This is a genomic window from Cellulomonas sp. P4_D11, from assembly GCF_056401915.1.
On the sequence record NZ_JBFUIK010000013.1, the window covers coordinates 70,478 to 88,238 of the forward strand.

Consider the following 17,761-nt stretch of genomic DNA (forward strand, 5'->3'; position numbering starts at 1 on the left):
GGCCCGGTCAGCCGGCGGTGGCGCTCGCGCGGCTCTCGCGCACGACCGTCACCTTGATCTCGCCCGGGTATGCCAGGTCCGCCTCGATGTGCCGGGCGATCGCGACCGCGAGCTGCGGCAGCGCGTAGTCGTCGACCTCCGAGGGCTCCACGACCACCCGCACCTCCCGGCCCGCCGACATGGCCAGGGCCCGGCGCACGCCCGCGTGCGCGGCGACCAGCTGCTCGAGCTTGTCGATGCGCTCGACGTACTGGTCCAGCTCCTCGCGGCGGGCACCGGGCCGCGCGGCGGAGATGGCGTCCGCCACCTGCACCAGCACCGCCTCGACGGTCTCCGGTGGCACCTCGTCGTGGTGCGCGGCGATGGCGTTGACGATCGCCGCCGACTCGCCGTGCCGGCGCGCGAGGTCGGCACCGACCATTGCGTGCGTGCCGGGGACCTCGGCGGTGAGCGCCTTGCCGATGTCGTGCAGCAACGCGCCACGGCGGCTGACCTCGACGTCCGCGCCCACCTCGGCGGCGATCGTGGCGGCCAGCACCGCGGTCTCGACGAGGTGCTCGAGCACGTTCTGCCCGTAGGACGTCCGGAGCCGGAGCCGGCCGAGGGTGCGGACCAGGTTCGGGTGCAAGCCCTGCACGCCCGCCCGCTCGGCGGCGTCGTGACCGGCCGCGTCGGTGCGCTCGTCCGCGCCGGCCAGCGCCTCGGCGTACGCCTGCTCGATGCGCTGGGGGTGGATCCGCCCGTCGGCCATGAGCGCCTCGAGGGCCACCTGGGCGACCTCGCGCCGCTCCGTGTCGAAGCACGAGAGCACCACCGCGTCGGGCTGGTCGTCGATGAGCACGTTCACGCCGGTCAGCGCCTCGAAGGACCGGATGTTGCGGCCCTCCTTGCCGATGATCCGGCCCTTCATCTCGTCCGACGGCAGCGGCAGCACCGTCAGGGCGGACTGGGAGCTGGTGGGGACGGCGAGCCGCTGGACCGCGGTGGTGACGATGCGGCGGGCACGCGCCTCGGCCGTCCGGCGCGCCTGAGCCTCCGCCCGGCGCACCTGCGCCGCGGCGTCGTTCTGCGCGTCCTCGGTGATCCGGCGCGTGAGCTCGGCGCGCGCGTCCTCGAGCGTCAGCCCGGTCACCGACTCGAGCTCCGCACGCGCGGCACGGTCGGCGTCCGCAGCAACCTGGACCGCCGCGCGCTCCGCCTCCTCGACGGTACGCGTGCTCGACCGGTGCGCCTCGGCGGCCGCCTCCGCGTCGGCGCGCGCCCTGCGCTCCAGGTCGTCGACCTCGGACCGGTCGGCCGCGAGCTGCCGCTCGCGCTCGGTCAGCCGCTTCTCCCGGCGCTCGACGTCGGCCAGCATGGTGCGCGCGTCGTCCTTGATCGACGCGACGTCGGCCTCGGCACGCGCGCGCTGGACGCTCGCCTCGCGGCGGGCGACGAGCACGAGCACCAGGGCGACCAGGCAGGCACCGAGCAGCCCCACGATGGTGGCGGTCGCGCCTGCGTCCACGTCGTCCTCCTGCTCGGGCAGCGGTCACGCGCAACGAAGGTGCTGCGCGGGTCGGGGACCATTGTCGCTCACCCCGACCCACTGCCTGCGGCATCGCCACCCCGCCCGGAACGGTCGATTCCCGGCATTCCGCTCGCCCGACGTCCCGGGATCCAGGGCCCGAACCCCAGCCAGAGCCCCCGGCCGGACGTCCAGACCTCCAGCCGGCCCGACGTCCAGACCTACAGCCCGAGGTCCGGACCGCTGAGCGAATCCACGTCCTGCGCGCCGGCCGCGGCGAGCTCCTCGCGCACCAGCCGGGAGACCAGCCCCGGCGGGTAGCCCTTGCGACCGAGTGCGGCGAACGTCCGCCGCGCCTGCGTCTGCGCGTCGAGGCCGGCCGTCGACCGGAGCTTGCGCCGCACCAGCGCGCGCGCGGCGACCTCCTCGTCGTCCGAGTCGACCTGCTCGAGAGCCTCGCCGGCGAGCTCGTCATCAATCCCGCGCCGCCGCAGCTCGACGGCAATCGCTCGACGGGACAGGCCGCGCTCCGCGTGCCGGGTCCGCACGACCATGCGGGCGTACTCGGCGTCATCGATCAGCCCGACCTCGGTGAACCGGTCGAGCACGCGCTCCGCCACCTCGGCCGGCACGTCCTTGCGTGCCATCGCGTCGGCCAGCTGCGACCGGCTCCGAGCCGAAGACGTCAGGAGCCGCAGCGCGATCGCGCGCGCGACGGCCTCCTGGTCGGGCTCGGCGTCCTGGGCAGCGGACCCGGTCGGGGGCGGCTCCGTGCCGCTCCGCCCCCGACGCCGGGTACCAGTCGTCATGCGAGCGCTCAGAAGTCGACGGCCACGGGGGCGTCGGCCGGCGCGTCGACCCGTGCGCCGACGCCGAGCTTCTCCTTGATCTTCTTGTCCAGCTCGTTGGCCAGGTCGGGGTTGTCCTTGAGGAACGCGCGGGCGTTCTCCTTGCCCTGCCCCAGCTGGTCGCCCTCGTACGTGTACCAGGCGCCGGACTTGCGCACGAAGCCATGCTCGACGCCCATGTCGATCAGGCTGCCCTCGCGGGAGATGCCGACCCCGTAGAGGATGTCGAACTCCGCCTGCTTGAAGGGCGGCGCCATCTTGTTCTTGACGACCTTCACGCGGGTCCGGTTGCCGACCGCGTCCGTGCCCTCCTTGAGGGTCTCGATGCGGCGGATGTCCAGGCGCACCGACGCGTAGAACTTCAGCGCCTTGCCGCCCGTGGTGGTCTCCGGCGAACCGAAGAACACCCCGATCTTCTCGCGCAGCTGGTTGATGAAGATCGCCGTGGTGCCCGACTGGTTGAGCGCACCGGTGATCTTGCGCAGCGCCTGCGACATGAGGCGCGCCTGCAGGCCGACGTGGCTGTCGCCCATCTCGCCCTCGATCTCGGCCTTGGGCACGAGCGCCGCGACGGAGTCGATGACCACGACGTCGATGGCGCCGGAGCGGATCAGCATGTCCATGATCTCGAGCGCCTGCTCGCCGGTGTCCGGCTGCGAGACGAGGAGCGCGTCGGTGTCCACGCCGAGCTTCTTGGCGTACTCGGGGTCCAGCGCGTGCTCGGCGTCGATGAACGCGGCGATGCCGCCGGCCTTCTGCGCGTTCGCCACTGCGTGCAGCGCGAGCGTGGTCTTGCCCGAGGACTCCGGGCCGTAGATCTCGACGACGCGGCCGCGCGGCAGCCCGCCGATGCCGAGGGCGATGTCCAGCGCGATGGAGCCGGTGGGGATGATCTCGACCGGGGCGCGCCCCTCGTCGCCGAGTCGCATGATCGACCCCTTGCCGAACTGGCGGTCGATCTGGCTGAGCGCGGCCTCGAGGGCCTTGTCGCGATCCTTCGGAGCGGGCATGTCGACCTCGTCTGTCTCGAGCAGCGGGTGCTGCGGTACGGGGGCTGGTCTTGTTGCGAGCGACGCTATGTCCGACCACTGACATCCCGACCGGGCCACCCTCGTCCCCGGGATCCCGGCGTCCGCCGGAGGGGCTGTGGGAGGCTCGGTCGCTCACCCGCACGCACCACACTAGCCGAACAGATGTTCGATGCACGCGACACGCCGTCAGCGTGTCGTGGTCACCGTGAACTGCTCCCCGGGCGTCACCACGTGCACGTGCATCCCCGGCGCCACGCGTGCGGCGGCCGCCGCGAACGCCGGTCCCGCGCGGTCCATCCAGCCCGGCGGAAGGCGTCGGGAGACGGGGGCGTGGAGCGTGCCCCAGTGCACCGGGACCGCCGCACGCGCGCCGACCGTCAGGCACGCGCGCGCGGCCTGGGCCGCGTCCATGTGGCCGCCCGACAGCCGCGGACCCCACCCGCCGACCGGGACGAGCGCGAGGTCGATCGGGCCGCCCGCGAGCGCCGGGAGGTCCGCCATGGCCGCGAAGGGCGCGGTGTCCCCCGCGAACCAGATCCGGACCGAGCCGGCCACGACGACGAAGCCGTGGGTCGCGTTGGGCCGGTGGGGCATCGGGCGGTGGACGTGGACCGCGGGGACCAGCCGCACCCGGACGTCCGCGCCCGGGACCTGCCACCACTCCGTGTCCGACAGCCCCACCGCCCCGGCGATCCCGCGCCCGCGCAGCCAGCGGGCGTTCGCGGGCGCGCTGAGCACGGGGACGCCGTCGAGCAGCCGCAGCGAGCCCAGCTCGGCGTGGTCGTGGTGCAGGTGCGAGACCAGCACCGCGTCGGCCCCCTGCCAGTCGGCCGGCCGAGGGGCGCCGCCGCGCCGCCGCAGCAGCCCCGCGTGCCGCAGCAGCAGCGGGTCGGTGAGCAGCCGCACGCCCCCGACGTCGATCACCGTGCTCGCGTGGCCCAGCCAGCGGACCTGCAGGCTCACGGCCGCAGGCCGGCCGCGTCCGCCCAGCGGAGCAGCTGCTCGTGCACGGCCTCGGCGCCGACCAGGATCTCGTCGTCGCCGACCGGCTCGCGGAGCTCGTCGGCCATCGCCCAGCGCGTCGGGTGCAGCAGGAAGGCGTGGTTCTGCGCGCCGCCGATGCCACCGTGCGAGCCGACCTGGCCCTCGAACGCGTGCACGTGGCCGCGGTCGGTGACCGTCGAGATGAGCAGGAGGTCGCCGGTGTGCGTGAGCCGCGCTGCCCGGAGCAGGTCCGCGCGCCCGCGCGGACCGTACGGCACCAGCGGGTCCTCCCCCTCGGGCTCCGCGTCGGGCTGCTCGAGCAGCACCAGGCCCCGGGGCCCGACGGCGACGAGGCCACGGGTCTGCGTGTCGACGACGACGACACCGACCCCTGGCCGCGCGGCGAGGCCGGCGACCAGGGCGGGCCAGCGCTCCTGGAAGTCCTCGAGCGTCAACCGGTGCGGCACCTGCGGGAACCACACGAGGCCCAGGTTCCCCGAGCCCACGGTGACGACGTCGGGCACGTCGTCCGCGGGTGCCGGCTGCTTGGGACGCCCCTGGTCGGGGCCGAGGACGGTCGAGCCGCGGGAGAGGTTCAGCGCGCTGTTGACCAGGGCGTTGAGCAGGCCCCAGTCCTCGCCGGTGCTGCTCTCGACGCCGTCGGCGGCCGGCTCCGCCATGAGCCCGCGCACCGAGTCCAGCAGCGTCTCGCCCGCGAGCTGCTCGTAGGTGGCGCCGAGCGCCTGCCCGTGGTCGGAGAGCACGACGATCTCGTAGTCGCGGGGCGCGACGGCAGCGACCCGCTCGAGCGTCCCGAGCACGCGGTCCAGGCCCTCGAGGGACCGCAACGACTCCGGCCGGGTGGGACCGGCGTGGTGCGCGATCTCGTCGTAGTCCACGAGGTCGACGTAGATCGTCGGGTCGCCGCGCAGCAGGGCCTCGGAGACCAGCGACGTGTTGAGGTCGCGCAGGAGCACGTTGGTGATCCCCCGCAGCACCACGTACCACCCGGCGCGCGAGATGCGCGGCTCGACGTCACGGACCCGCTGGCGGTGCGCCTGGTACAGCTCCTTGACCATCTCACCGACGGACAGGCTCACCGCGCGCGCCAGCACGAACGGGCTCGCGAAGAACCGCACGTAGGCGGGACCGGGTCCGAGGCCGCCGTCGGGACCCTTGGTCCGGGACCGGCTCATGACCACGAACGCGGTCGCGGCGTCGCCCGAGAACATCGTCGAGACCGCGGTGCCGCCTCCCGCGAGGAGCCCCTTGCCGGTGGTGAGCCGCTGCTCGACCAGCGCGGCGTCCTCGGGGTGGTTCGTCACGACGAGCCGGCCGAGGTCCCGGTCCCACCAGCGGAAGGCCGGGATCTGCGACGAGTCGCCGTGCAGCAGTCCGGCCTGGCTGGCGGGGGTGGTCGACGGGATCCGCGCCCACCAGTCCTCGAGGGTGTGGCCGCCCGACGTGATCCAGCGCTGGATGTTCGGCGCGAGCCCGGCCTCGATGGCCTCGCGCAGCACCGGTGCGGCCACCCCGTCCAGCTGCACGACGAGCATCCCGGCCTCGCGCGCCTCTCCGGCGCCGGGCTCGCGGACGCCCTCGCGCCGGGCCTGGCGCCGCGCGCGCCGCACGACGTCGGACACGACGTAGTCGCTGTTGCTCGCGCCGATCAGCCAGCGCCCGATCGCCATGACGATCGCCGTGAGCACCAGGACGCCCAGCACGGACCAGAGGTTGTCGGCGCCGATGCCGGGCACGACCGAGAGGGCGAGCCACAGGACCGCGACCTGGGCGAGCAGCCCGAGCCCGAGCGCCAGCGCCGCGCTGCCCCGCCGGGCCAGGAACCGCAGCGGCGCCCGCAGCAGCAGGTCGCCGACCGCGACGACGACGGCCGCGAGCACGATCGCCCCCGGCGTGTCGGCGCGCACGCCGTCGATCAGCCAGACGGCGACGGCGAGGCCCAGGGTCGTCGTGACGAGGGTCAGCACGGCCTCCCCGATGTCGCGCAGGGTCGGCAGCCAGCGGGGGGCGCGCGAGCGGGTCGGGGACGTCATGGGTGGTGGCTCCTATGCCCGCGGTGGCGCCGGGCGCCGGGCGTCGGCCCCCCAGCGTGCGTTCTCCGGAATCTCCAGCTCGTCGCAGAGGGCGTGCCAGACCGTGCGCGGCTCGACGTTGTCGTCGAGCGCCTGGATCGCGGTCCGCTGGTCCAGCCTGCGCAGCACCAGCTCGCGGGTGAGCTCACGGCCGTGCGCGCTGCCGAGGACCTCGTCCACCAGCTGCCAGAACTCTCGTAACCTCACGGACGACAGCCTGCCATCCCCCGGGGCGCGCGGGTGTCGGTGGGGGCCGACAGAATGGCCCGGTGGTGCTCGACCGCTTCTCCGACCCGACCCGGGCGTGGTTCACGGGTGCGTTCGCCGAGCCCACGACCGCGCAGCTCGGCGCGTGGACGGCGGTGTCGGGAGGGGACCACGCGCTCGTCGTCGCCCCGACGGGCTCCGGCAAGACGCTCGCTGCCTTCCTGTGGGCGCTCGACGGCCTGCTGACGGGTCAGGCGCCGGACGACCCGGTCGAACGGTGCCGGGTCGTGTACGTCTCGCCGCTCAAGGCCCTGGCCACGGACGTCGAGCGGAACCTGCGCTCGCCACTGGTCGGCATCCGGCAGGCGGCCACGCGGCTCGGCCTGACCCTGCCCGACGTCAGCGTCGGCATCCGCACTGGGGACACGCCGCCCAACGAGCGCCGGGCCTTCGCGACGAAGCCCCCGGACATCCTCATCACCACGCCCGAGTCGCTGTACCTCGTGCTGACGTCGGGCGCCCGGGCCGGCCTCGCGGGCGTCCGCACCGTGATCGTCGACGAGATCCACGCGGTGGCCGGTACCAAGCGCGGGGCGCACCTCGCCCTGTCGCTCGAGCGGCTCGACGCCCTGCTCGACCACCCCGGCGGCCCCGGTCCGGCGCAGCGGATCGGCCTGTCGGCGACGGTCCGCCCCGTCGACGCGGTCGCCGAGTTCCTCGGCGGCGCCCGCACGCCGGAGGACCGGGGACGCCCCGTCGTCGTCGTCCAGCCGCCGTCCACCAAGAAGATCGTGGTCGACGTCGTCGTCCCGGTGCCGGACCTCTCGGACCTGCGCAGCGCGACGCCGGCGGACGCCGAGCTCGACCTGTCCGGCGCTGCGGCCGGCGAGCTCCCGCGCCCGTCCATCTGGCCGCACGTCGAGGAGCGCGTGGTCGACCTGGTCGCGGCGCACCGCTCGACGCTCGTGTTCACCAACTCGCGCCGCGGCGCCGAGCGGCTCACCGCGCGGATGAACGAGGTGTGGGCCGAGCGGTCCGGCGAGGACGTGCCCGACCCCGCCACGCTCCGGGCGGCGCAGGTCCCGGCACAGTCCGGGACGGCCGTCGGGGTCGACACCCGCGAGGCGGCGACCATCCTGGCGCGCGCGCACCACGGCTCGATGAGCCGCGCGGAGCGGACGCGGACCGAGTCGGAGCTCAAGGCCGGGCTGCTCCCGGCCGTCGTCGCCACCAGCTCGCTCGAGCTCGGGATCGACATGGGCGCCATCGACCTGGTCGTACAGGTGGGCTCGCCGCCGTCCGTGGCCAGCGGGCTCCAGCGGGTCGGCCGGGCCGGGCACCAGGTCGGCGCCGTGTCGCGCGGCATCGTGTTCCCGACGTTCCGCGGCGAGCTGGTGCCGGCGGCCGTGACCGCTCAGCGCATGCGCGAGGGGTCGCTCGAGGCGCTCCGCATCCCGCGCAACCCCCTCGACGTGCTCGCGCAGCAGATCGTCGCGATGGTCGCGGTGGAGGACTGGTCGCTCGACGAGCTCTCGACCGTCGTGCGCCGGGCGTCGCCGTTCTCCGGGCTGGGCGACGCCACGCTGCGCGCGGTGCTCGACATGCTGGCCGGGCGGTACCCGAGCGAGGAGTTCGCGGAGCTGCGCCCCCGCCTCGTGTGGGACCGCGTGCGGGACGTGCTCAGCGGTCGCCCCGGAGCCCTGCGCCTCGCCGTCACCAGCGGGGGGACCATCCCGGACCGCGGGCTGTACGGGGTCTTCCTCGCCAGCAGCGCGACCACCAGCGACGTCCCCGCGGACGCCGAGCGCACGGGCGGCGCGGTCCGCGGCGGCAAGCGCGTCGGCGAGCTGGACGAGGAGATGGTCTACGAGTCGCGCGTCGGCGACATGTTCACGCTGGGCTCCAGCACGTGGCGCATCGACGACATCACGCCCGACCGCGTGCTCGTGACGCCCGCTCCCGGTGTGCCCGGTCGGCTCCCGTTCTGGAAGGGTGACGCACCCGGCCGCCCGGCGGAGCTGGGCCAGGCGATGGGCGCCTGGGTGCGTGAGCTGGGCGCCCTGACGCCCGACGACGCCCGCGCCCGCGTGGAGGGGGCCGGCCTGGACCCGTGGGCGGCCGACAACCTGCTCACCTACCTGGCCGAGCAGCGGGAGGCCACGGGCGAGGTCCCGTCGGACACGGTGCTGGTGGTCGAGCGGTTCCGCGACGAGCTGGGCGACTGGCGTGTGGTGCTGCACTCCCCGTACGGCGCGCGCGTGCACGCCCCGTGGGCCATCGTCATCGGCGCTCGCCTGCGCGAGCGCTACGGCGTCGACGCGGCCGCGATGCACTCGGACGACGGCATCGTGCTGCGGTTGCCGGACATGCTCGACGGGTGCCTCGACAGCGGGTTCGGCGTCGACGACCCGTGGGCGGAGTCGACCGGACCGGCGATCGACATGGCGGACCTGCTGCTCGACGCCGACGAGGTGCTCGACGCGGTGCGGGCGGAGCTCGGCTCGTCCGCGATGTTCGGCGCCCGGTTCCGCGAGGCCGCCAGCCGGGCCCTGCTGCTCCCCCGGCGCCGGCCCGACCGTCGGCAGCCGCTCTGGCAGCAGCGGCAGCGCTCGGCGCAGCTGCTCGCGGTGGCGTCCGAGTACCCGGACTTCCCGATCCTGCTTGAGGCCGTCCGCGAGTGCCTGCAGGACGACTTCGACACCGAGGCGCTCACCACCCTGATGCGGGACGTCGCGGCCCGCCGGATCCGGGTGGTCGAGGTGACGACGACGCAGCCGTCGCCGTTCGCCCAGTCGCTCCTCTTCGGCTACACCGCGCAGTTCCTCTACGACGGCGACGCCCCCCTGGCCGAGCGGCGCGCGGCCGCCCTGACGCTGGACCCGACGCTGCTGGCCGAGCTGCTCGGGCAGGGCGGCGAGTCGCAGCTGGCGGACCTGCTCGACCCCGACGCCGTGGTGCGGACCGAGGCGGAGCTCAGCGGTCGGGCACCCGAGCGCCAGGCCGGGACCCTCGAGCAGCTCGCGGACGCCGTCCGGCGCCACGGGCCTCTCACCGCCGACGAGCTCGCCGAGCGCACGAAGGTCGAGGTCCGGGACCAGGTGCCGGCGTGGCTGGTCGAGCTCGAGGGCGCCCGACGGCTCATCCGCGTGCGGCTCGGCGCCGTGTCGCCGGAGCGGGCCGACCAGTGGGCGGCCGTCGAGGACGCCGGGCGGCTGCGCGACGCCTTGGGCGTCGCCCTGCCGGTGGGCGTGCCGGAGGTGTTCACCGAGGTGGTGCCCGACCCGGTCGGCGACCTGCTGCGTCGCCACGCCCGCACGCACGGGCCGTTCACGGCCGCACAGGCCGCCGCCCGGTTCGGCTGGGGCGTCGCGGTGGTCACCGAGACGCTGCGCCGGCTCGAGCGCCTGGGCGTGCTGGTCCAGGGGCGCCTGCGGCCGGACGTGCTGGGCGGCACGGGCGACGAGTTCTGCGACGCCGACGTGCTGCGGACGCTGCGCCGGCGCTCGCTCGCCGCGCTGCGAGCGGAGGTGGAGCCGGTCGCGCCGCGGGCTCTCGGGGTGTTCCTGCCGCGCTGGCAGGGGGTCCAGCCGGTCGGTCGGTCCGGCCGCAGCTCCGCGACGGGGTCGCTGCGGGGCGTCGACGGCGTGGCGCGGGTGGTCGAGCAGCTCGCGGGCGCCGTGCTGCCCGCGTCGGCGCTCGAGACCCACGTGCTGCCCGCGCGCATAGCCGACTACTCCCCGGCCATGCTCGACGAGCTCACCGCCGCGGGCGAGGTCGTCTGGGCGGGTCACGGGGCGCTCGCCGGGCACGACGGCCTGATCTCGCTGCACCCCGCCGCCGTGGCGGACCTCACGCTCCCGCCGGTCACCGCCCCGCCGGACGGGCCGCTGCACGCCGCGATCCTCGAGGCGCTCGCCGGCGGTGGCGCGTGGTTCCTCGGCGCGCTCGCCGAGCGGGTCCGCCAGCTGCGCCCCGACGAGGCCTCCCCGAGCCAGGCCGAGGTCGCGGAGGCGGTGTGGGACCTGGTGTGGACCGGGCACGTGACCAACGACGGGCTCGCCCCGCTGCGCGCCTGGCTGGGCAGCGGCAGCACCGCGCACAAGACCCGGGCGGCCGCACCGCGCGGGCGTCCCCTGCGCCCTCGGCTCGGGCTGCGGGCCGCGGTCCAGCTGGCCGGGGACCCGAGCACCCGGTCGTCGGCCCTCGGCATGAACGGCGCCGCGAGCGGCGGGCGGTGGTCCCTGCTCCCGGCGCGCGAGCCCGACCCGACCCTGCGGGCGCACGCGCTCGCCGCCCAGCTGCTCGACCGGCACGGGATCCTCACCCGGGCGGTCGCGCCGGCGGAAGGCATCGGCGCGCGGTTCGCCGACGTGTACAAGGTGCTCTCCGCGCTGGAGCAGGGCGGCCAGGTGCGCCGCGGCTACTTCGTCGAGCGGCTCGGCGGTTCGCAGTTCGCGCTGCCGGGCGCGGTCGACCGGCTGCGCGTCGACGCCCAAGTGGTCGACCGCGCGGCCGACGACCAGGCGACCACCGACACGCAGGTGGTCGTCCTCGCCGCCACGGACCCCGCCAACCCGTACGGCGCGTCGCTGCCGTGGCCCGCCCCCGGTCCCACCGAGAACGACCCCGCGGCCGGCCGCCACCGGCCGGGCCGCAAGGGCGGGGCCCTCGTGGTGCTGGTCGACGGGGCGCTCGTCCTCTACCTCGAACGCGGGGGCCGGACCGTCCTGTCATTCACCCCCGACGCTCCGGTGCTGACCGCCGCCGCCGACGGGCTCGCGTCGACCGTGCGCACCCGGCGCACCGGCCGGCTCACGATCGTGCGGATCGACGGCGTCGAGGTCCTCTCGGGCGCCCTGCACGGCACGCTGGGCCAGGCACTCGTCGCGGCGGGCTTCGCGACGACACCGCGCGGGCTGCGCCTGCGGGACCGGCCGTGACGGCGGGCGCCCGTGCCTGAGGGCGACGTCCTGCGCCGGACCGCGGACCGCTTCCAGCTCGCCCTCACCGGTCGCGTGGTGACCCGGTCCGACCTGCGCTGGCCGTCGGCCGCCACGGTCGATCTCGTCGGCACGACGGTGCTGGAGACGCGCTCGTACGGCAAGCACCTGCTGACCCGGTTCGACGACGGGCGCACCCTGCACACCCACCTGCGCATGGAGGGCTATTGGCGCATCTGGCGGACCGGGTCCCGCGAGGCGGGAGCGCGCTCGCCCCAGGTCCGCGCCGTCCTGGCGACCGCCGAGTGGACCGCGGTGGGCCACCACCTCGGGATGCTCGACGTGGTGCGCACGCGGGACGAGCGCACGCTCATCGGCCACCTCGGGCCGGACCTCCTGGCGGAGACGGTGGACGTCGACGAGGCGCTGCGGCGGTGGACCGCCCGGGGCACCACCCCGGCCGCGGAGGTCCTGCTCGACCAGACGGTCGTCGCCGGAATCGGCACCATCTTCGCCGCCGAGTCCCTGTTCGCCGAGCGGCTGTGGCCGTGGACGCCGGCCGACGCGATCCCCGACCCGGCCCGGCTGCTGGGGGTCGCGCGCCGACAGCTCCAGCGCGCCGTCGCCGAGGGGAGACCACCGGGGCACGTGCACGGGCGGCTGCGTCGGCCGTGCCACCGCTGCGGCACACCGATCATGGTCGGCCAGGCGCGCAAGCCGCCGATGGAGCGACCGATCTTCTACTGCCCGCGCTGCCAGAAGGAGCGCGACTGACCGGCGCGCCCACCCCGGAACGCGCAACGGTCCGCGGACGGAAGTCCACGGACCGTGCAGGAGGACGGACGGGCACGACGCCCGCCGTCGTGGGCGCTCGCGAGCGACCCACCGATCGGGCACGCACCGCGCCCGATCATCAGATGATGGCCGAAGCCATCCGATCAGCCGATGGCGGCGAGCTCCGACCGCGACCGCGCCCATCCGGAGTCGGTGGCACCGGCCACCGACGCCGCGAGGTCCGCAGGCACCGTGTCGGGGATCAGCAGACCCTCGGCGACAGCGACGCGGTCACTGACCTCGCGCAGGACGAGCGACATCGGGACGTCGAGCGCCTCGCAGATGCTGTTGAGCAGCTCCGACGACGCTTCCTTCTGACCCCGCTCCACCTCGCTCAGGTACCCGAGCGAGACGCGGGCTGCCGACGACACCTCGCGCAGGGTGCGCCCCTGGCGCTGTCGCGCATCCCGCAGCACATCGCCGATCTCTCGACGGAGTACAACCATCCGGGCTCCCCCTCTCGCGTCACGTGCCACATCCACTCCGGGAACCGGAGTCCGAACCACTGCAGAACCCTGCTGTCCCTTGATCGGGAGGATTCCACCGTACCTTGCACCGCCGACACGCGAAGGCAAGCGTCGTGCCGGGGGTCGAGTGCTCATCACGGTCGTAGTAACGGTCCGTCGTCGACAAGTGTTCCCGCTCGGGGACCGGATGCCCGCCCGCGGCGCGAGATTCACCCCGATCGGCCCACGAATTCCACCCCCAGCGCCAGCACCGCGTCCACGGTGAGCGCGCGGACGGCGACCCGGTCCCCCGCCAGGCGCAGGGACCGGACCTGCGTGCCGTCGGGCGTCGACACGGCGACGTGCACCGTCCCGGGCGGGTGACCGTCCTGCGGGTCGGGCCCGGCCACGCCGGTCGTCGCCAGGCCCACGTCGGCACCGAGCCGGTCCCGCACGCCGATCGCCATGGCCTGCGCGACATCGGGGTCCACGGCGCCGCGGGCGGCCAGCAGATGGTGGTCCACGTCGAGCAGCGTCGCCTTGAGCTCGGTGGCGTAGGCGACGACGGCACCCCGCAGGACGCTCGACGCGCCAGGCACGTCCACGAGCGTCGAGCAGACGAGCCCGCCGGTCAGCGACTCGGCGACGGCCAGGGTCCAGCCGCGGGCGCGGACGGCCGCGAGCAGGTCCTCGGCGCCAGACACGTCACAGCCCGGCGGCGGGCGGACGGCTCGCGGTCCGGCTGATCCGCAGGCCGGTGCGCGCGTAGTCGAGGCCGGTCACCACCGTCACCACGAGCGCGGCGGCCATCAGGATCGCCGCGACCACGGTGACGAACGTCGGCAGCTGGTCCAGCGGCAGGAGGTACAGGCCGATCGCGACCGACTGCAGCACGGTCTTCAGCTTGCCGCCGCGGGAGGCGGGCAGCACGACGTACCGCAGGAGGAAGAAGCGCATGGCGGTGATGCCGAGCTCGCGCACCAGGATGATGACGGTGATCCACCACGACAGGTCGCCCAGGTACGACAGCAGGATCAGCGCGGTGCCGATGAGCACCTTGTCCGCGATGGGGTCGAGCAGCTTGCCGAGGTTGGTGACCTGGCCGGAGCGCCGGGCGAGCCAGCCGTCGAGGCGGTCGGTGGCCGCAGCCAGGGCGAACAGCGCGGTCGCGACGAGCCGGCCCGTGGTGCTGTGCCCGCCATCGACGAGCAAGGCCCAGGCGAAGAACGGCACCATCGCGATGCGCAGCACCGTGAGCGCGTTCGCCAGGTTCCAGGCGGACGGCACAGAAGGCGCTGGAGGCACGGCGTCGGACACCCGGACAGCCTAGAGGGGTGCGGGAGGTGGCCCGTCCACCAACTACAGTCCGCCTGTGACCCGCCACGCCCGCGCCGGCCGACGCTCCCCCGTCGTCGTCGGCCTCGCGATCCTGCTGCTCGTCCTGGTCAGCCTCGGCGCGGGTGCCGCGGCGCTGCGCCCATGGGACCAGCAGGCCACCGCGGGGACGTCCGCGCCCTCGACGGCGCCCGCGGACAGCCCGACGCCGACCCCGACCCCGACGCCCACACCCACGGCAGACCCCGACGCGCAGCTCACCATCGTCGCGACCGGAGACGTGCTCCCGCACCTGCCGGTCCTGGCCGACGCGCGCACCCCCGGCGGCGGGTACGACTTCGCGCCCGTCCTGTCGCCCATGGACCCCTGGGTGCAGGGCGCCGACCTGGCGCTGTGCCACCTCGAGGTGCCCGTCGCCCCCGCCGGGACTCCGCCGAGCGGCTACCCGCTGTTCGGGTCTCCGGCGGAGATCGCGTCGTCCCTGCGGGCGCAGGGCTGGGACGGGTGCTCGACGGCGTCGAACCACTCCGTCGACCGCGGCTTCGCCGGCATCACGGCGACCCTCGACGCGCTCGACGCCGCCGGTCTCGGCCACGTGGGCACCGCCCGCAGCGCGCTCGAGCAGTCGCAGCCGCAGCTGTACACGCTCGAGCGTGCGGGACAGACGATCACGGTCGCGCACCTCGCCGCCGCGTACGGCACGAACGGGATGCCGATCGACGCCGACAAGCCGTGGTCGGTGAACGTCATCGACGTCCCGGCGCTCGTCGCCCAGGCCACCGCAGCGCGCGCGGCCGGGGCGGACCTGGTGGTCGCGAGCCTGCACTGCTGCGTCGAGTACCGCACCGAGCCGACGGCCGACCAGGTGGCCATCGACCAGCAGCTGGCGGACTCGGGCGTGATCGACCTGGTCATCGGGCACCACGCGCACGTGCCGCAGCCCGTGGTGCACCTGACCGGCGGACCGCGGGGCGAGGGGATGTGGGTCGCGTACGGGCTCGGCAACTACGTCTCGAACCAGGACGGCGAGTGCTGCGTCGAGAGCACCGACTCCGGGCTGATGCTCACCGCGCACGTCGAGAGCACGGGGGCCTTCCCGGCCGAGGGGCGCGAGGCCGGACCGGCGCGCGTGACCGGCGTCGAGTGGACGCCCGTGACGGTCGACCGGCTCGGCGGCCACCAGGTGCACGCGCTGGTCGACATCGCGGGCGGCACCGGCACGCTGAGCGCCGCGCAGGTGGCGGACCGGCTGGCGCGCGTGGTCGCGGCCGCGGGAGACCAGGCGCCGCAGCGGACCACGCCGCTCACGCCGACGGGGCCCGCGCCCGTCGTCGCGCCCCGCGTCAGCGGCTGATGTCCCCCGGCTGCGCGCTGCCGTACAGCCAGCCCTGCCCGTAGCGCCAGCCGTTGCGGTGCAGGTACTCGGCCTGCTCCTCGTGCTCGATGCCCTCGGCGATGGTGACCATCGCGAGCTCGCGGGCAAGCGCACCCAGCGCGCGCGCCACCTTGCCGGCGGTCGGGTCCTCCGGGATGCCGGAGGTGAACGACATGTCGAGCTTCACGCCGGCCACCGGCAGGTCGCGCAGGTAGGACAGCGGCGACACCCCGGTGCCGAAGTCGTCGAGCAGGATGGGGACGCCGGCGGCGGACAGCTGCGTGAGCTCGTGGCGGATCCGCGTGCCGGACGCCACCAGCGAGGACTCGGTGAGCTCGACGACGATCCGGCCGGCGGTCAGGCGGTGCCGCGAGATCTCCCCGAGCAGCGTCGTCGCGAACTCGCCGTCGCCCAGCTGGTCCGCCGACACGTTGACGGACACCCACCGCGTCCGGTCGTGGATCGACGCGACGAACTCGACGACGCGCGTGGCCACCAGCTGGCCGAGCGCCACCGACATGCCCGCCTCCTGGATGAGCGACAGGAACGAGGCGGGCAGCAGCAGCCCGCGCGACGGGTGCTCCCACCGCACGAGGGCCTCGTACCCGACCACGCGGGAGTCGGACAGGTCGACGATCGGCTGGTAGTGCACGACCAGCTGGTCCTTGGCGATCGCCGCGGCGAGCTCGCGGTGCAGGTCCGAGGCCGACCCCATCGTCATCGACGGCTCGTAGACCTCGGTGCGGCTGCGGCCCGCGCCCTTCGCCCGGTAGAGCGCGGCGTCGGCGGCCGCGAGCAGGCCGGGGGCGCCGCCCTCGATCGACTCGGGGTCGGCGAGCGCGATGCCGATGCTCGCGGCGACGGTCAGCCGGCGACGCCCGACCCGGACCTGCTCCTGCAGCCCCGTGTGGATGGCCGCCGCGACCTCGAAGACCGCACGGGGACCGTCGAGGTCCTGCACGACGACGACGAACTCGTCGCCGCCGAGCCGGGCGACCGTGCCGCGGCGCGCGGTCGCCGCGCGCAGGACACCCGCGACGTGCACCAGCACCTCGTCCCCCGCAGCGTGCCCGTACCGGTCGTTGATCTCCTTGAACCCGTCGAGGTCGCACGCCAGCACGGCGACACGGTCGACGACCCCGGGCTGCTCGAGGACGGACTGCAGGACCTCCTGCAGGAGCGTGCGGTTGGCCAGGCCGGTCAGGGGGTCGTGCATGGCGCGGTGCGTGAGCATCTCGGCCTGCAGGCGCGACTCGGTGGAGTCGCGGACCTGGACGACGAAGTGGTCGGGTGCGCCGGTGGGCGTGCGCACCAGCGCGGCGTCGAGAGCGACCCAGACCTGGTGGCCGTCGGCCCGCTGGTACCGCTTCTCGAGCGAGAACCGGTGCTGGCCGCCGCCGAGCAGGCGGTCGACCTCGAGGCGCTCGGCGGGCCGCCCCTCGGGGGTGCTGAGATCCTCCATGCGGTAGCCGCGCAGGGCGCCGACGCTCGTGCCCAGCAGCTCGGCGAACGCCGCGTTGGCCTCGACGATCCGCCACTCGAGGTCCACGAGGGCCATGCCGATCGGCGCGTTCTCCATCGCGACTCGGAACTGCATCTCGCTGCGGGTCAGCGCGGCCTCGACCTCGCGCCGACCGGTCACGTCGACCAGCGTTGTGAGCACCGCCGCGACGTCGCCGTCGCCCGCAGGGACCAGCTGGCTGGCCACCTGGACCATGCGCGCCTGCGTGCTGTCCGTGCCCGGCAGCGCGACACCGACCAGCTCGGAGTCGACCGTGAAGCCCGCTCGCGCGACCCCGCTCCGGTGGCCCAGCACCGCGGCCGGGTTCATCGCCAGGCCCATCTCGTTGACCAGCACCACCGGCAGGTCGCCCACCGAGCGCCCGACCGAGGACGCCGCGTCGACGCCGAGGATCGCCGCGGCACGCTCGGAGATGTCGAGCACCGTGCCCGACAGCGACTGGACGAGCACGCCCTCCTTGGTCACGGCCTGGAGCGCGTCGTAGCGGTGCCGCAGCTCGCGCGACAGCTGCAGGAGCGCGTTCGCGCGGCGGACCTCGGCGCGCTGCTTGCCGAGCAGGATGAGGACGGCCACGAGGGCCACGACCGCGACGACGGCGATCACCGTGCTGACGACCCCGAGGGGGTCGAGGGTCACGGC

At 74.9% G+C, this 17,761-nt stretch carries 13 protein-coding genes; 3 read left to right on the plus strand and 10 right to left on the minus strand.

Annotated features, from left to right (window positions below; genetic code table 11):
• Positions 1–7: 7 nt before the first annotated feature.
• From rny to AC1DT4_RS10260, 6 genes are all read right to left on the minus strand, one after another.
• Positions 8–1,507, minus strand: coding sequence for a ribonuclease Y (rny, locus tag AC1DT4_RS10235; protein WP_477089681.1), 1,500 nt, complete (start codon positions 1,505–1,507; stop codon positions 8–10).
• 221 nt (positions 1,508–1,728) lie between these two features.
• Complete coding sequence (locus AC1DT4_RS10240; RefSeq protein WP_477089682.1) at positions 1,729–2,316, minus strand: regulatory protein RecX; 588 nt, start codon at positions 2,314–2,316, stop codon at positions 1,729–1,731.
• 8 nt (positions 2,317–2,324) lie between these two features.
• Positions 2,325–3,365, minus strand: a complete 1,041-nt coding sequence (recA, locus tag AC1DT4_RS10245; RefSeq protein WP_477089683.1) for a recombinase RecA — start codon at positions 3,363–3,365, stop codon at positions 2,325–2,327.
• 207 nt (positions 3,366–3,572) lie between these two features.
• Positions 3,573–4,349 carry an MBL fold metallo-hydrolase gene (locus AC1DT4_RS10250; RefSeq protein WP_477089684.1) on the minus strand — a complete coding sequence of 259 codons (777 nt, stop codon included), beginning with the start codon at positions 4,347–4,349 and terminating at the stop codon, positions 3,573–3,575.
• Positions 4,346–6,424, minus strand: a complete 2,079-nt coding sequence (locus tag AC1DT4_RS10255) for an alkaline phosphatase family protein (protein ID WP_477089685.1) — start codon at positions 6,422–6,424, stop codon at positions 4,346–4,348. Before AC1DT4_RS10255 ends, AC1DT4_RS10250 begins: the two co-directional genes overlap by 4 nt.
• A 12-nt stretch (positions 6,425–6,436) precedes the next feature.
• A complete protein-coding gene (locus AC1DT4_RS10260) occupies positions 6,437–6,670 on the minus strand; it encodes a DUF3046 domain-containing protein (protein ID WP_477089686.1) in 234 nt (77 codons plus the stop codon).
• Between the two features lie 62 nt (positions 6,671–6,732).
• Here AC1DT4_RS10260 and AC1DT4_RS10265 point away from each other — a divergent pair, with 62 nt between their 5' ends.
• Together AC1DT4_RS10265 and AC1DT4_RS10270 are read left to right on the plus strand one after the other, a co-directional pair.
• Positions 6,733–11,610 (plus strand): ATP-dependent helicase, encoded by a 4,878-nt coding sequence (locus AC1DT4_RS10265; RefSeq protein WP_477089687.1) that lies wholly within the window; start codon positions 6,733–6,735, stop codon positions 11,608–11,610.
• A 12-nt stretch (positions 11,611–11,622) separates the two neighbouring features.
• Positions 11,623–12,384 (plus strand): DNA-formamidopyrimidine glycosylase family protein, encoded by a 762-nt coding sequence (locus AC1DT4_RS10270; protein ID WP_477089688.1) that lies wholly within the window; start codon positions 11,623–11,625, stop codon positions 12,382–12,384.
• Positions 12,385–12,548: 164 nt separating this feature from the next.
• Here AC1DT4_RS10270 and AC1DT4_RS10275 read toward each other — a convergent pair whose 3' ends face one another.
• The 3 genes from AC1DT4_RS10275 to pgsA all read right to left on the minus strand — a co-directional run bounded on the left by AC1DT4_RS10275 (position 12,549) and on the right by pgsA (position 14,207).
• Positions 12,549–12,890 carry a helix-turn-helix domain-containing protein gene (locus AC1DT4_RS10275; protein ID WP_477089689.1) on the minus strand — a complete coding sequence of 114 codons (342 nt, stop codon included), beginning with the start codon at positions 12,888–12,890 and terminating at the stop codon, positions 12,549–12,551.
• Positions 12,891–13,120: 230 nt separating this feature from the next.
• Positions 13,121–13,594, minus strand: a complete 474-nt coding sequence (locus AC1DT4_RS10280) for a CinA family protein (RefSeq protein ID WP_477089690.1) — start codon at positions 13,592–13,594, stop codon at positions 13,121–13,123.
• Position 13,595: 1 nt separating this feature from the next.
• Positions 13,596–14,207, minus strand: coding sequence for a CDP-diacylglycerol--glycerol-3-phosphate 3-phosphatidyltransferase (gene pgsA, locus AC1DT4_RS10285; protein ID WP_477089691.1), 612 nt, complete (start codon positions 14,205–14,207; stop codon positions 13,596–13,598).
• Between the two features lie 55 nt (positions 14,208–14,262).
• Between pgsA and AC1DT4_RS10290 the strand changes: the two genes are divergently transcribed.
• Positions 14,263–15,579 carry a CapA family protein gene (locus AC1DT4_RS10290; RefSeq protein WP_477089692.1) on the plus strand — a complete coding sequence of 439 codons (1,317 nt, stop codon included), beginning with the start codon at positions 14,263–14,265 and terminating at the stop codon, positions 15,577–15,579.
• Here AC1DT4_RS10290 and AC1DT4_RS10295 read toward each other — a convergent pair.
• Positions 15,569–17,758 (minus strand): putative bifunctional diguanylate cyclase/phosphodiesterase, encoded by a 2,190-nt coding sequence (locus AC1DT4_RS10295; RefSeq protein WP_477089693.1) that lies wholly within the window; start codon positions 17,756–17,758, stop codon positions 15,569–15,571. The genes AC1DT4_RS10290 and AC1DT4_RS10295 overlap by 11 nt on opposite strands.
• Positions 17,759–17,761 lie beyond the last annotated feature (3 nt).

Excerpts from the sequence above, each read along its gene's own strand:
- AC1DT4_RS10240 (WP_477089682.1), bottom strand. The coding sequence starts at position 2,316 with ATGACGACTGGTACCCGGCGTCGGGGGCGGAGCGGCACGGAGCCGCCC.
- recA (WP_477089683.1), bottom strand. The coding sequence starts at position 3,365 with ATGCCCGCTCCGAAGGATCGCGACAAGGCCCTCGAGGCCGCGCTCAGC.
- AC1DT4_RS10255 (WP_477089685.1), bottom strand. The coding sequence starts at position 6,424 with ATGACGTCCCCGACCCGCTCGCGCGCCCCCCGCTGGCTGCCGACCCTG.
- AC1DT4_RS10275 (WP_477089689.1), bottom strand. The coding sequence starts at position 12,890 with ATGGTTGTACTCCGTCGAGAGATCGGCGATGTGCTGCGGGATGCGCGA.